This window comes from Paenibacillus marchantiae (genome assembly GCF_028771845.1).
Lineage (GTDB): Bacteria > Bacillota > Bacilli > Paenibacillales > Paenibacillaceae > Paenibacillus > Paenibacillus marchantiae.
The window spans coordinates 5190854-5203851 of the sequence record NZ_CP118270.1 but is presented as its reverse complement, the minus strand read 5'-3'; the positions used below and the strand labels follow the sequence as shown (position 1 = coordinate 5203851).

General features: G+C 41.1%; 15 protein-coding genes. 10 read left to right on the top strand and 5 right to left on the bottom strand.

Annotated features, from left to right (window positions below; all coding sequences use genetic code 11):
• Positions 1–70: 70 nt before the first annotated feature.
• The 3 genes from PTQ21_RS23350 to PTQ21_RS23340 all read left to right on the top strand — a co-directional run bounded on the left by PTQ21_RS23350 (position 71) and on the right by PTQ21_RS23340 (position 2923).
• Positions 71–1135: a Gfo/Idh/MocA family protein gene (locus PTQ21_RS23350; protein WP_064637404.1), complete on the top strand. Its 1065-nt coding sequence runs from the start codon at positions 71–73 to the stop codon at positions 1133–1135.
• A gap of 328 nt (positions 1136–1463) precedes the next feature.
• Positions 1464–1958, top strand: coding sequence for an RNA polymerase sigma factor (locus PTQ21_RS23345; RefSeq protein WP_274567329.1), 495 nt, complete (start codon positions 1464–1466; stop codon positions 1956–1958).
• Positions 1955–2923: a hypothetical protein gene (locus tag PTQ21_RS23340; protein WP_274567328.1), complete on the top strand. Its 969-nt coding sequence runs from the start codon at positions 1955–1957 to the stop codon at positions 2921–2923. The genes PTQ21_RS23345 and PTQ21_RS23340 overlap by 4 nt, the downstream gene beginning before the upstream one ends.
• Before the next feature lie 171 nt (positions 2924–3094).
• On the opposite strand, the gene PTQ21_RS23335 is transcribed toward PTQ21_RS23340, so the two are convergent.
• The gene (locus PTQ21_RS23335) at positions 3095–3976 is read right to left on the bottom strand and encodes a LysR family transcriptional regulator (protein WP_274567327.1); all 882 of its coding nucleotides are present in this window, start codon (positions 3974–3976) and stop codon (positions 3095–3097) included.
• Between the two features lie 186 nt (positions 3977–4162).
• Here PTQ21_RS23335 and PTQ21_RS23330 point away from each other — a divergent pair, with 186 nt between their 5' ends.
• Positions 4163–5146 carry an aldo/keto reductase gene (locus PTQ21_RS23330; protein ID WP_274570557.1) on the top strand — a complete coding sequence of 328 codons (984 nt, stop codon included), beginning with the start codon at positions 4163–4165 and terminating at the stop codon, positions 5144–5146.
• Positions 5147–5172: 26 nt separating this feature from the next.
• Here PTQ21_RS23330 and PTQ21_RS23325 read toward each other — a convergent pair whose 3' ends face one another.
• Together PTQ21_RS23325 and PTQ21_RS23320 are read right to left on the bottom strand one after the other, a co-directional pair.
• Positions 5173–5754, bottom strand: coding sequence for a YdeI/OmpD-associated family protein (locus tag PTQ21_RS23325; protein ID WP_274567326.1), 582 nt, complete (start codon positions 5752–5754; stop codon positions 5173–5175).
• Entirely contained in the window at positions 5744–6208 is a 465-nt protein-coding gene (locus PTQ21_RS23320) for a VOC family protein (protein WP_063562677.1), read from the bottom strand. The genes PTQ21_RS23325 and PTQ21_RS23320 overlap by 11 nt, the downstream gene beginning before the upstream one ends.
• 109 nt (positions 6209–6317) lie before the next feature.
• Here PTQ21_RS23320 and PTQ21_RS23315 point away from each other — a divergent pair, with 109 nt between their 5' ends.
• Together PTQ21_RS23315 and PTQ21_RS23310 are read left to right on the top strand one after the other, a co-directional pair.
• On the top strand, positions 6318–7229 hold the full coding sequence (locus PTQ21_RS23315) for a helix-turn-helix transcriptional regulator (RefSeq protein ID WP_072733185.1): 912 nt from the start codon (positions 6318–6320) through the stop codon (positions 7227–7229).
• Between the two features lie 81 nt (positions 7230–7310).
• Positions 7311–7826 carry an AAA family ATPase gene (locus tag PTQ21_RS23310; RefSeq protein ID WP_274567325.1) on the top strand — a complete coding sequence of 172 codons (516 nt, stop codon included), beginning with the start codon at positions 7311–7313 and terminating at the stop codon, positions 7824–7826.
• Positions 7827–7885: 59 nt separating this feature from the next.
• On the opposite strand, the gene PTQ21_RS23305 is transcribed toward PTQ21_RS23310, so the two are convergent.
• A complete protein-coding gene (locus tag PTQ21_RS23305) occupies positions 7886–8770 on the bottom strand; it encodes a LysR family transcriptional regulator (RefSeq protein WP_063562674.1) in 885 nt (294 codons plus the stop codon).
• Between the two features lie 161 nt (positions 8771–8931).
• Between PTQ21_RS23305 and PTQ21_RS23300 the strand changes: the two genes are divergently transcribed.
• A complete protein-coding gene (locus tag PTQ21_RS23300) occupies positions 8932–9675 on the top strand; it encodes an acetoacetate decarboxylase (RefSeq protein ID WP_274567324.1) in 744 nt (247 codons plus the stop codon).
• 44 nt (positions 9676–9719) lie between these two features.
• Positions 9720–10751 carry a ketopantoate reductase family protein gene (locus tag PTQ21_RS23295; RefSeq protein ID WP_063562672.1) on the top strand — a complete coding sequence of 344 codons (1032 nt, stop codon included), beginning with the start codon at positions 9720–9722 and terminating at the stop codon, positions 10749–10751.
• A gap of 188 nt (positions 10752–10939) precedes the next feature.
• Here the strand turns inward: PTQ21_RS23295 and PTQ21_RS23290 are convergent, their stop codons facing one another.
• Positions 10940–11902 carry a helix-turn-helix transcriptional regulator gene (locus PTQ21_RS23290; protein WP_090806915.1) on the bottom strand — a complete coding sequence of 321 codons (963 nt, stop codon included), beginning with the start codon at positions 11900–11902 and terminating at the stop codon, positions 10940–10942.
• Positions 11903–12008: 106 nt separating this feature from the next.
• On the opposite strand from PTQ21_RS23290, the gene PTQ21_RS23285 reads away from it, so the two are divergent.
• Together PTQ21_RS23285 and PTQ21_RS23280 are read left to right on the top strand one after the other, a co-directional pair.
• On the top strand, positions 12009–12488 hold the full coding sequence (locus PTQ21_RS23285; protein WP_063562670.1) for a GyrI-like domain-containing protein: 480 nt from the start codon (positions 12009–12011) through the stop codon (positions 12486–12488).
• An 18-nt stretch (positions 12489–12506) separates the two neighbouring features.
• The gene (locus PTQ21_RS23280; protein WP_064637420.1) at positions 12507–12971 is read left to right on the top strand and encodes a hypothetical protein; all 465 of its coding nucleotides are present in this window, start codon (positions 12507–12509) and stop codon (positions 12969–12971) included.
• Positions 12972–12998 lie beyond the last annotated feature (27 nt).

Genomic DNA, 12998 nt, shown 5'->3' with positions numbered 1-12998 from the left:
CTCATCTTTTTTACATAAAGTTTGCTGTGAGAAATCTAACATGTAGGCATATTCAAAAAGGGAAAGGACGATGAAGATGAATAACCGAATTTATAATATAGCAATTGTTGGCTTTGGGGGGATGGGCAGCTATCATTGCCAGTTAATTGAGCCTGTATCACAGATTTCCGTAATCGGGGTATACGATACTGTTGAATATCGGATGGAATTGGGAAAGGAAGCCGGCTATAAAACTTACGCAAGTCTGGATGCTGTTCTGACAGATGAGCTGGTGGATATCGTTTTGATTGCTACACCTAATGATGTTCACAAAGATATAGCAATTCAAGCTCTGCAGGCTGGTAAACATGTAATTTGCGAAAAACCGGTTACAATAACCAGCAAGGATTTTAATGATATTGTCAAGGTAGCGAACGAGGAGAAACGTGTATTCACGGTTCATCAAAATCGTCGCTGGGATGAAGATTTCCGGACTGCCAAGGACATCATCGATAAAAAGACATTGGGCGAGCTGTTCCATTTGGAATCTCGGGTTCAAGGAGCCAATGGCATTCCTGGCGACTGGCGCCAGCTGAAGGATTACGGTGGAGGTATGCTGCTGGATTGGGGCGTGCATTTGCTGGACCAACTGCTACGGATTACAGATAGCCAAATTGAAAGTGTGGCGGCTAATTTAAGTTATATTTTGGGAACCGAAGTGGATGATGGCTTTACGAGTTATATAACATTTAAAGATGGCCTTACGGCACTTATTGAAGTGGGAACGACCAATTATGTGAAGTTACCGAGATGGTATCTCAAAGGAACGGAAGGTACAGCAGTGATTAGGGACTGGGATTTAAGTGGAGAGATTATCACTCGAAATCCGGATGTTGCTCATATAGAGCCGAAACCTATCAAAGCGGGGCAGGGATTGACCAAAACGATGGCACCGCCGTCCGAACAGTCCACACTAAAGTTTGCGATTGAAAAGCCGGATTTGGAGGAGCAAAGCTTCTATGAAAATTTCGTCTCTGTACTCGAAGGGAAATCTGAAATTGCAATTAAGAATGATGAAGTTCACAGAGTACTTGTACTGATTGAGACCATTTTTGAGGCAGCAGAGACCAAAAGTGTAATCCATAGAAGTATTTAACACACTTTCTGTTATTGCTGTAACTACCATAGATGTGTTAAATCGTGTAAGCCGTCATAATGACGGCTTTTTGTCTGTCTAAATTTCCGTAAGTTTAATTGTGGCCAAAAGGCTCGCTATATGATGAATCCCAATTGGATTTTAATCTTCAAAGTCGCTATTTTAGCGGCTTTTTATTGTTTTATCTTATAAATCTATATCCGTCCTTGAGAACAAGAGGTTGATCTGGTCACTCGTTTGAAAAATATCTAAATATTAAATTTACAACAAAATGTGACCAAATGCCGTCCTTGAGAGTGTTAGAGATATAAAGGAGGGCAGAACAACCATGCAGCGATCAATGCCCCAACGGGGAGATCATATGATGAAAGTCTATGAGACTTACGCGGATACGCTGTTCCGGATTGCCATGGTGCACCTCGGCAGGAGAGAGGACGCGGAGGAAGCCACTCAGGATACCTTCATCAAGTTAATGGAAAAAGCCCCTATATTCAACGATGCAGAGCATCAGAAAGCATGGTTGATCCGGGTCATCACCAATCATTGTAAATCCTTATTAGGCAGAGGCTGGCGCAAACGGGAGGTCAAGTTGGAGGGAGCAGATCCCCTTACGACAGACGACCCCGAAGATCAGGCACTGATCGAACTCGTGTTGTCACTGCCCGTCAAGTATAGATCGGTGGTTCATTTGTACTATTACGAAGATTATCTGATCCGGGAAATCGGCGAGATTCTGCAGATCAGCGAGTCTGCAGTGAAGATGCGATTGAAGCGGGGAAGACAGCTGTTAAAACTGGAGCTGGAAGGAGAAGAACCCCAATGAACGAGGGACAATTCAAACGAAATTATAAGAAAGCGGTGGACCATATGAAAACAAATGACCAAATGAAAAAACGGATAGAGCAAACCTTGAACACACAACGCCATGAACAAAAGCGCCAGCGAAAACCTCTATATATTGCAGCGAGCGTCGTCATTGCTGCCAGTGTTGGACTCGCGGCGCCAAGCATATGGCAGCAAGTGAGCGGACCGGCCGCGCCAGCGACGCAGGTGGCACAGGTCACTCCGGGCGCATCATTCGACCCTGTGGTGATTCCGAAGACAGAGCTGCCGGATTCAAAGAACGGCGTGAAGGCCGATATGCTTCAACTGGTGGTTTATCAGGGCAACGTATATACACAGTCTGCTACATCGCTTGACGGTACGGATGCGCTTGCCCTGCGAGGCGAGAAGCTCGGTACTACAACAGGGGGCATTCATGAGCTGAGCGACAAGGGTGAGTACACGGAGCTGGCCTCCAACATTGGAGAAGCGGACATCTATGCGGTCAACGGCTACGACACGAATTTCCGTATCATGTCTTACACCGAGATCGATGGTCAGGTATATGCCCAACTGTTTGACCAGAGCAACGGCATCACTATCGGCAGCGGCGAAGACCTTATCGGCAAGCTTCATCTCGAAGGCAACGTCACTTCGGCGCAGTGGGAGACCTTCGCCAGCTGGAACAACGGCTTGCAGCAGCTGCAGCCGCTCGCAGCGGACAAATCGCTTAACAGCTTTATCTCAGCGCTTTACGCGGCTAAACCGATAGCAACAAGCCCTGAACTGGAGGAGCGCCTTTACGGGCAGGAAAATCGCAAGATCATCTACCTGACGCTCGAAGATAAGACGCAGGTCCAATTAGTTCTGTTTGGGGAAGGTCTGGTGCGTTACGGCAATGTACCGGTATTCTTCGAAATCGAGAAAGGTGCCTTCCAAGCGTTCTGGAACAGCCTGGGCGAGTAAGGCGAAGCTAGCGATTGATGAACATTTAGGATTAGGGAGATGACTTCATGCTGAATCCAAAATTACCGGAGAAGGTCACCTAACTGTTCTTGAATTAAGATCGTAAAAGCCCATGTATTGCTCAAGTTGGAGCAGTACGTGGGCTTTGGGCTATTTAAATAATCATGGAGATTAAGTTTGATAGGTATCTTTTATAAACTGAATAAAGTGTGCAGTAGCTGAACTGAATATTTTATTCTTTTTCCAAGCGAGTACATGACTAGTGGTTCGTTCAGGTTCAAATGGAACAAAACAAGTACGACTACTTTCCCGGATCGTATAAGATCCACTCACACAAATGGCATATCCAAGTTTCCGTTCTACCAACAGCATAGCATTCGTCAGTAAATTATGTGATGCAAAAATAGACAGGCTATCATTCTCAACTCCAAGCCAGCTTGCAATCTCATTTTGTACAATTGTGCGTCGGGGCGGAATTAAGGGTAAAGCAAGAATATCTTCAATACCAATAGATTTTTTCTGAGCAAGAGGATCATCACGTCTCATTAGAATCCCCCACTTTTCCTCATAAGGTAATCGAATATATTCATACTTTGCAGCTTCAATTGGTTCCAAAAATATACCGATATCGATATTCCCTCGATCAAGTTTCTCTCTAATGTCATCTCCATCTGCGCTGTACAATTCATATTGTACCCTAGGGTGCCGATTGGAGAATTCCTCTAATAATTCTGGCAACGCTCTAGAAACGGCGGACTCAACACATCCAATAGAAACAACGCCACCAATCAAATCTTTTTGTTCTGCCAGATCTCTTTCTGTCTTATCTAGAAGGGAAATAATTTCTTTTACCCGTTGTTGAAAAAGTAGCCCGCTATCGGTCAGCGTAATTTGCCTCTTGCCCCGTACAAACAAACGAGAACCCATCTCTTCTTCAAGATCCATAAGCTGTCGGCTTAGTGTTGGTTGTGTAATGTGAAGGATTTCTGCTGCTTTTGTTATATTGCCTACGTTAGCCACAGTTAAAAAATACTTCAAAACACGAATATCCATTCTAATCATCCTTCCATAAGTACACTAATGGATAACTTACAGATTATTATACGATACATATTAGGCATGATAAAACATTCATCATAGGTATTAGAAATCTTTCACTTTGGAAATTACCATAGGAGTAGATACTCTTAAACAAATTTTTAAGCCTGATAAAAAATACGGTTAAGAAAGGAAAAGATGATGAAGAAAAGAATTTTGGGAGTTAACGGTTTGGAAACCTCTGAAGTTGGATTTGGATGTATGGGGCTGAACTACCATCGGGGACCGGCAAAAGACCGGGGTGAAATGATATCCGTTGTACACTCAGCTATTGATGCTGGCATCACGATGTTTGATACAGCGGAGGTTTATGGGCCTTACACCAATGAGGAGCTTGTTGGTGAGGCGCTCACAGGGCATCGGCATAAGGTACAGATTGCAACGAAAGGAGGCCATAAAATAGCTAGCACAACAAATGAACTGGACAGCCGTCCAGAATCCATTATTCGTTCGGTTGAAGGATCATTAAAAAGATTAAAAACAGATTATATCGATTTATACTACATCCACCGTGTTGATCCAAAGGTTCCAATTGAAGATGTGGCGTTGACGATGCAAAAGCTGAAAAAAGAAGGTAAGATTCTCCACTGGGGTTTGTCAGAGGCGAGCGCTACAACGATTCGTCGTGCGCATAACGTTGAACCACTGACGGCAGTGGAAAGTGAATACTCGATGTGGTGGCGAGAGCTGGAAAGAGACATTTTTCCCGTACTCGATGAATTGGGGATCGGTTTGGTAGCCTATAGTCCCCTGGGTCGTGGATTTCTTACCGGGAAATTAGACAAGAATGCTTCATTCACGGAGAACGACAACAGGGGCGAGCTTCCGCGGTTTACAAAGGAAGCGATGGAAGCAAATCAGGTGGTTGTTCAGTATCTGAACAAGCTTGCTGAGAAGAAAAATGTAACCACAGCGCAAATTGCACTAGCATGGATTCTTGCTCAGAAACCCTCTATTGTACCTATCCCAGGCACAACAAATGTCAGTAGAATCTCAGAAAATGTTGCAGCATCTGATATTGTCTTCACCGAGCAGGAATTGATGACAATTAATGATGAGATTAGCAAGATCCAAATTGTGGGTGACCGCTATCCCGAATCTGAGAAGAAAAAGACAGGCATTTAACAGGTTAAACACCTCACCTTGAATATTCAAGGTGAGGTGTTTTGGTTGTATAGGCGCCCATTGTCATTCCAATTGCCATACATTTTATTTTGTTTGGTGTTTGCTATAAACTTATCTAATCTTTTGTTAAATAACGCAGGTTGAGTTTTATAGCTTTGGATGGTGTCGATTCGAATTCTTTTATAAAGATCTGGGAATGCCGCAAAATTCTGATATACATCCGTGTCCTCTTTCAACCTCTGCTCAATAATAGGGTCAATTTTAAATGATTCGTAACTGAGATCAGGGAGAGTCTTTCGACCTTCATCTGTCATTAATCCCAACGATTCAAGGCGACGGGCTCGTTCTTTATTCAATTCAGTCCACGAACTTTTTTTGCTTCTCGGAGATAGTCTTTGAGCTAATTGAGTCTCGGAAATTTTCTTTTTTTGTCCATCAATCCATCCAAAACACAAGGCTTCTTCAACAGCATCCAGATATAGCAACGTACCTGGTGTTGATTTCATACTCACCACGACCCAGCAAGAATTTTCAGTCAGGCAATGTTCTTGAAACCAAAATCTCAATTCGCTTTTTGACTTTGCTGGAAGCAGTTCATTAAGTAGCATTAGAAATTACGCTATCCAGGAATGTGTAAGCATCGCTATTAAACTTCCAAACGATACCAAATTTATCAACCAACATTCCGAAGCAGGAAGACCAAGGCATCTCTGATAATGGCATGATCACATAGCCGCCTTCAGACAAATTAGTAAAGTAGTTTTTCATTGCCTGTTTATCATCAATAATGATACTAATGATTACATTGTTACCTTTAACCAGCTCACCCGTTACATTCTTCATCGAAGGAAGAACATCCGACATCATTATTTTCCCACCAGCGAATTCTAACGATGACTCCATAATCATATTCAACTCATTTTCTGGCAATGGATAGTTTGGATCTTGTGAAAAATCCTTGAATTTCACTTTTTTCACCTTACTTGCGTTTAAAGCTTCTGAGTAAAACGCGATGACCTGTTCTGTGTTCCCATCAAAATTTAAATATGCAATAACTGACATGATAAAACCTCCTTCTTGTAATACATGAAGTGTAAGCTATAATAGGTGACAGCTAGATTGTCACCTATTATAGCTATGTTCGAAATTTATTTACCTAAAGAGGACTATCATGAACAAAATTGAAAGATTAATATCGATCATAATGATCTTGCTGCAAAAGAATGTCGTATCAGCTACCGAATTTGCAAAATTATTCAATGTGTCCAAAAGAACGATTCTACGTGATATGGAAACACTTGGATTATCTAACATTCCCATTTATTCTATAAATGGAGTGAACGGTGGATATGGGATTATGGATGAATACAAAATAGACAAACGACTTCTAAGTAGCAATGATTTAGAAAATATACTAACTGCACTGGGCGGATTAGGGAAAATTCTCTTTAGTGACGAAGTAGAATCAACGCTTAAAAAGATTGAATCGATGATAGGTTCAACGATTTCGGGAGGTACAATTCAACTGTCTTTTTATAATTGGGATGGTCGTCCTGAAATTGTCCAAATCTTAAAGACCTGTCAGGAAGCAATAGAGCAAGGAAGGTTACTTACATTCGATTATATAGATCAAAGTGGGGTCAAGTCACAGAGACGGGTCGAGCCATACCAACTTCATTTTAGTGAAATGAGTTGGTATTTGAAGGGGTTTTGTTTAGATCGAATGGAGTATCGAACGTTTAAACTGTCCAGAACGGATAATCTGAATATCGATATTAAAACATTTATTGCTAGAGATTATATGACTGAACAGAAAACAGAGCAATATTATCAACCGAATCTAATTACAATTAAAGTATTGATCTCACATCGAATAAAAGATCAATTTATTGAAAGATACGGTCAAAAAAGGATTGAGGCTCACAATTCCGAACTGCTTATAGCCGAAATAGATATGCCGCAAAACCACTTTGGATTCCGGTTTTTAGCTAGCTTTGGAACGGATTTGGAAATCATAGAACCTAAAGCATATGTTGAAGAATTTCGAGAGTTTCTAAATGCCATGATAAATAAATATGTCTAAGAACCCATATCTTAATTCTGTTGAATGTTTCTTCTTTGTATAGGCCGGTCTCTTTTTATGATAAGAAGGAGGTATTTAGTTATGGAAAAAGCGATCTACTTAATTACAGGCGTAATGGCTTCTGGTAAGTCAACAGTGTCGGAGCTGCTGGCTTCCAAGCTGGGAAAAGCCGTGCATCTGCGTGGTGATATATTCCGTCGCATGATTGTATCCGGCCGCGAAGACATGTCCGCTGAACCGTCGGAAGAAGCATTCCGTCAATTATATTTGCGTTATCAGTTAGCCGCAAATGCCGCAAAAACCTATTATGAGAATGGTTTTTCTGTTGTTTTACAGGATAATTACTACGGCGCGGAATTAGTCTATATGATGGAGCAGTTAAAGGATTACCCGGTTCAGTTAGTTGTGCTGTGTCCGAAGGTAGAAGTGGTAAAAGAGCGTGAAAAAACAAGAGGAAAAGTGGGGTACACTGGCTTCACGGTAGAGAATTTGTATTCAGACTTTTTGAAGGAAACGCCTCAAATCGGATTTTGGCTGGATAGTTCGGAGCAGTCCGCTGAACAATCAGTGAACGATATTTTACTGCATTTTAGATGAAAACCAATGACTAATTTCAAGTCGCAAAAAGTCACAGAATGCTCCGAATATGTAGTTTTTTAAACTTTGTACAATGCATAATGATCATTAAAATATGCAATAATAAAGTCCCGGAAATTTCTGGTGGAGGAGGATAAATGTCTATCCTTCACCCAAGATAGCCCCACTGGATAGGTGGGATTAATATCTGCGATTCTGACGTAATTCAAATCCAACTTTCTACAGACCGAGATAGGGATTAACGAGATACCCTGATTGACCTTAATAATTTCCGCGAGTAAATGAGAGTCCACCTCGAATATATTCTTGGGAGTGAATCCTGCTTTTTTGCAAAGCTCGGTTGTAAAAAAGCTATATTCCTCATTATTAGCAAGGGAAATAAAAGATTCTTCGGCCAATTTGCTTAACGAAATTTCAGATTTTGTCGCAAACTTGTGTGTGGAAGGTAAAACCAGCACGATATCTTCATTAATAAGGACACAACTCTCAATCTCATCGTCCGCTATAGGTGGACCTGCGATCCCCAAATCTATATCCCCTTTTTTTAAGCTTGCAAGGATGTCATTTCTAGCTCCAAGTCCCTGTTGTATATTGGTATCCGGACACTGGGTAATATACCTGGTAATCAGTCCTGATAGGAATCTGGGATTTGAAATCGATATTTTGATGGTATGGGCCATTTCGTTATCCTGCGTTTGTATTTCCATTCTTGCATTTTCAATTTCGGTGAAAATCCTGTTGACATGTTTCAAGAGGATTTTTCCGGATACATTCAATTGAATATTTCTTCCTTTCCGATCAAATAAGGTTGTACCCAATTCATCCTCAAGTCTCTTTATCGTCAGGCTTAAAGAAGGCTGAGCAATATTTAATTGTTCGGCAGCCTTAGATATATGTTCTGTATAAGCGACGGTCTGAAAGTATTTCAACTGAAGCAGCTCCACTATAGTGCACCTCTTATATTTATTATAATAAATGAGTTTATATATTATCATGTATTAGATTAAATGTAAATTGAGATGTAAAATGGGTTTTGTAATCATCATTTCGGTAGAGAAATCAGACAACAGAATGAAGAAATTAGAGATCGGAAGGTGTCGTTCAGATGAGAAAGGAAGAAGTGGTTAAGCAATTTACAACTCCGCTGGATGCAGGGGCATTTCCTTTGGGACCATATCGTTTCTATAATCGCGAATACTTGAACATTTTATATAGAACCGATCTGGAACGCTTAAGAAAAATCGTTCCGGAGCCATTGGAAGTTACCTCTCCGCTTGTAAGGTTTGAGATTATGAAAATGCCGGATGTAACAGGCCTTGGTTCCTATACAGAGTGTGGACAGGTGATACCTGTTAACTTTGAAGGGGAGGAAGGAGATTATCTCCACGCAATGTACGTAGACAGTTTTCCTGCAATCGCATCAGGCAGGGAAATAGGTGCCTATCCTAAAAAAATGGGCAAACCCAGTTTGTATGTAGATTCCGACACATTGGTTGGACTTATGGATTATGGCTCTTTAAGAGTGGCTACCGCGACCATGGGATATAAGCATTTTCCACTTGATCATTCGGAGGCGCTACAAGAGATTGTTAAACCAAATTATATGCTGAAAAAGATGCCTGATTATGACGGATATCCAAGAATCTGTGAATTGGTACGGAGCCAAATTACGGATATTAAAATTCAGGGCGCCTGGTCAGGTCCTGCAAGACTGGAGCTATTCGCTCATGCTCTTGCGCCAATGGCAGATTTGCCTGTACTTGAGGTTGTTTCAGCTTCCCATATCATCACAGAGCTTTCGCTGCCTTCTCCAACAGTTATATATGATTATTTAGCTGATGAAAAATAAACGTCATTAAAAGCAATCAAACATAAAAGGTAGGGGAATTCCATATGAGAATTGCAATTTTAGGAGCAGGTTCCTTAGGAACCATCGCTGGTGCATATATTGCTGCCGGCGGACAAAATGTAGAGTTGATCGATGTCTATCAAGCACATGTTGATGCATTAAACCAGACAGGGGCCCAAATTACTGGCACTACGGATTTCCAGGCAAAGGTGACTGCCATTACTCCTGAGGATATGTCAGGAACATATGATTTAATCTTGCTTTTAACTAAACAGCTATATAACGAGTCTGTCCTTCAAGATCTGTTGCCGTTTTTAAACGACCAAAGTGTTGTGCTTTCCTTGCAGAACGGTATCCCTGAAGAGAAGGTGGCTTCCATTGTTGGCCGAGAACGGGTCATTGCCGGATCTGTTGAATTTGGTGCTACGTTTATTGAACCAGGAGTATCAAGACTTACAACAGAGTTTAGCCGCTTTAAGCAGTATGCTTTTCAAATTGGTGAATTAAATGGTGAAACAACCGAAAGAATTCAACAGATCAAATCTATACTAGACCTTGTGGGTGGAACACATATTTCCGATAATCTGGTGGGCACGAAGTGGTCTAAATTGCTTATTAACAATGCATTTAGCGGCCTATCTGCAGCACTAAACGTGGAGTATGGCGTTGTGCTTGACCATGATATTAGTATCGTAAGTGCCGTCCGTATTGCCAATGAAACGATCAAAGTTGGACACGCAAATGGTGTGAAATTTGCCACGATGAGCGGCTTTGATATTGAATCTTTGGAAATACAAAGTGAAGAGGATATCCCGGAACGAATTAAAACACTTCGGGTTCTCATGGAGTCGTCCAGACTGTTAAAAGCAAGCATGCTACAGGATCTCGAAAAGCAACGGAAGACCGAAATTGATTATATCAATGGAGTAGTTCCGCGCTCAGCTTCAGGCAAACAAATCTCAACACCTTATAATGATATGGTTGTAAGATTAGTCAAACAAGCTGAAGAATCTCAAACTGTGCCTAATTTCGAGATTAATATTAAGTTCTTTGAAGAGCTTAACAATAACAGATGATGTGAGTGAGTTATAGATCGCCAGAAAACGTGTTGAGGAGATAATTCCTCAATGCGTTTTTTTATCGCTAAACGTTTCCTTAAAGTTAAGGGCAATTGGGATAATGTCCCATAGTAGATCTCAGTAGAAACAGCAGATAATAAAAACACGGCCATGCTCAAAGTTATTTGTTTTTAACTATCCACTACTTACGGGCAATATAAGCTTAATCTCTTTTGTACACCTGCTAAGATTTCTTCTGGCATCTCCTTGATCTTGATATCTCCACCTAAGAAAAGCAACCAATTGGTTATTTCGGTTAATTCTTCTGCATGATGAACATTGATGAAGGTCTTTATAACGGCTGTGGTTTGGTAAGGGTTCGTATAAGAAAGTGAAAGCTTTAAAGGATGGTATTTCTTGAATTGGCCAATCGCTTTTGGACCCAGTTCAAGGACAAGGTTAATCATTTCCTCCTGCTTACTTAGTTGTTCTAAAATCTTTTTCTTACTTAACTTTTTTTTCACAGGGAATAATTCTATATGGGTGAGATTATCGACAGATAAAATCCGTCTCTTTTCTTCCTCTAAGTCAAAGCCTTCAATGAGCCATAGGCTTTTTTCACGATAAAGGTGCAAAAGATAAATGGGATAAGACTTTATTTCCATCTCTTCTTGGACGGTAACCAACAGATAGTTCTCTATAAGAAGAAGCTGTATGAGTTTTTCCAACATAGGGTGGGGCAGGTCTGACAGATCAAGCAAGTCGGGATTATGGGGGTTGGTTCCTTCAAAAAGCAATATTTGATTTAAAAGAACAAGGTCATCTTGCTGATTTTCGGAGATGAGGCCCAGTAACTTTTCGGTTAAAGTTTGACGACTCTTCAGATAAGGAAGTTGTTGATTTCGGGTTGCCATAAAGGCGAGAAAAAGAGCTTTGATTTCATTATCCGTAAAGCGGACCGTAGGCAGGACAGAGTTGTTCATGACAAAATAACCCCCATCCCTCCCAACTTCAGCGACAAGCGGCATACCCATAGCTTCAATTTCTCGGATATCTCGAATAGCGGTCGAACGAGAGATGTTAAATTCCCGCATGATTTCGGAAATGGTAAAGTGGGCGCGGTTATTGATATACCTCATGATGATATTGATCCGTTCAACTTTTTTCATGGGTCCCCCTAAACAGTATCATAATTTGACATGATTTAAGGTTATTATAAACCCATCAAGTGAAAAGACAAATCCATTGATAAATTTAAAGAGGACGGTGTTAGGAATGAGTAATTACAATATTGAGGAAAAAGACAGCTTTATCGTTTTAGGTATAGGAACTGAGCTTAAGAGCCACTACACCGACTTTGCTGGTATTAACAAAGAAAAGGTGGATTTTTGGTCGGCTGTGAAAGAAGATGGAAGCCTGGATGCTTTAAAAGCTATAGCGACAAATGACTATATTTTTGCCGTGAACGAAGCGGTGAATAACAAGATGATGCATTATGCGGGCGTCATGACAGAAGAAACACTGCCAGAAGCAACCAGAGTAATCCAATTCCCCAAGGGAGAATACCTGGTCGTTAAAGGGGAAGGGACAACATCTGATGAGTTGAGTAATAACCTTACTGGCGTTGCATTCGGACAAGTTCTACCAGCGGAAACGAATTATGCATATGTTGGTGGGCCAAATACTACGGTTGAGATGGGACAACAAAACGGCTTGTTATTTGGTGAAATATGGATTCCTGTTGTTAGGAAATAAGGTAAAGGAGAGATCGGAATGTCATATATCGTTGATTTTAAAAATGTGTCTACAGTCGGTCTAGAGTCCTCACCAGTAGCAGCAGCGCTTGCAGGTTTGCGTGCAAATGAAGCCCGTTATTTTATGAACAAATATAAGCATGAATTTACGGTTGTTCCTGCTAGCGAAAGTCAGGACACCCTTGACTATGTAACACGAATTTTGAAGGAAGAACGTGATATTGAGTTTGCAGCCAAGCCCTTGGAAACATCAGCTTTTCAAGTGGAAAACATTCGATTCTCCTACGTCTTTTATGAAGATGGTCTTGGACTCAATGTCATGTATACGGTGGATGACCCTAAGAAGCGGGCCGTGGGTTTTAAGCTTTCTGAGGGGATGGAAGTTCCAGCAGAGTTAGAAGGCAAGTTTAAGTTTGCCAGACAGAAATCTAAGTTAGCTGGAACGATTCGGGGCTCATTTTTTGTAATCAAGAGAGAGTATTGAAGTGGGCAAAAGCGTAAGTGGAGGAAA

What these genes read in the sequence shown, in the direction of transcription:
- PTQ21_RS23335 (WP_274567327.1), bottom strand. Translation starts at nt 3,976, where the DNA reads ATGGATATTCGTGTTTTGAAGTATTTTTTAACTGTGGCTAACGTAGGC.
- PTQ21_RS23330 (WP_274570557.1), top strand. Translation starts at nt 4,163, where the DNA reads ATGAAGAAAAGAATTTTGGGAGTTAACGGTTTGGAAACCTCTGAAGTT.
- PTQ21_RS23345 (WP_274567329.1), top strand. Translation starts at nt 1,464, where the DNA reads ATGCAGCGATCAATGCCCCAACGGGGAGATCATATGATGAAAGTCTAT.
- PTQ21_RS23325 (WP_274567326.1), bottom strand. Translation starts at nt 5,754, where the DNA reads ATGCTACTTAATGAACTGCTTCCAGCAAAGTCAAAAAGCGAATTGAGA.
- PTQ21_RS23350 (WP_064637404.1), top strand. Translation starts at nt 71, where the DNA reads ATGAAGATGAATAACCGAATTTATAATATAGCAATTGTTGGCTTTGGG.
- PTQ21_RS23295 (WP_063562672.1), top strand. Translation starts at nt 9,720, where the DNA reads ATGAGAATTGCAATTTTAGGAGCAGGTTCCTTAGGAACCATCGCTGGT.
- PTQ21_RS23310 (WP_274567325.1), top strand. Translation starts at nt 7,311, where the DNA reads ATGGAAAAAGCGATCTACTTAATTACAGGCGTAATGGCTTCTGGTAAG.
- PTQ21_RS23290 (WP_090806915.1), bottom strand. Translation starts at nt 11,902, where the DNA reads ATGAAAAAAGTTGAACGGATCAATATCATCATGAGGTATATCAATAAC.
- PTQ21_RS23315 (WP_072733185.1), top strand. Translation starts at nt 6,318, where the DNA reads ATGAACAAAATTGAAAGATTAATATCGATCATAATGATCTTGCTGCAA.
- PTQ21_RS23285 (WP_063562670.1), top strand. Translation starts at nt 12,009, where the DNA reads ATGAGTAATTACAATATTGAGGAAAAAGACAGCTTTATCGTTTTAGGT.
- PTQ21_RS23300 (WP_274567324.1), top strand. Translation starts at nt 8,932, where the DNA reads ATGAGAAAGGAAGAAGTGGTTAAGCAATTTACAACTCCGCTGGATGCA.
- PTQ21_RS23280 (WP_064637420.1), top strand. Translation starts at nt 12,507, where the DNA reads ATGTCATATATCGTTGATTTTAAAAATGTGTCTACAGTCGGTCTAGAG.
- PTQ21_RS23340 (WP_274567328.1), top strand. Translation starts at nt 1,955, where the DNA reads ATGAACGAGGGACAATTCAAACGAAATTATAAGAAAGCGGTGGACCAT.
- PTQ21_RS23320 (WP_063562677.1), bottom strand. Translation starts at nt 6,208, where the DNA reads ATGTCAGTTATTGCATATTTAAATTTTGATGGGAACACAGAACAGGTC.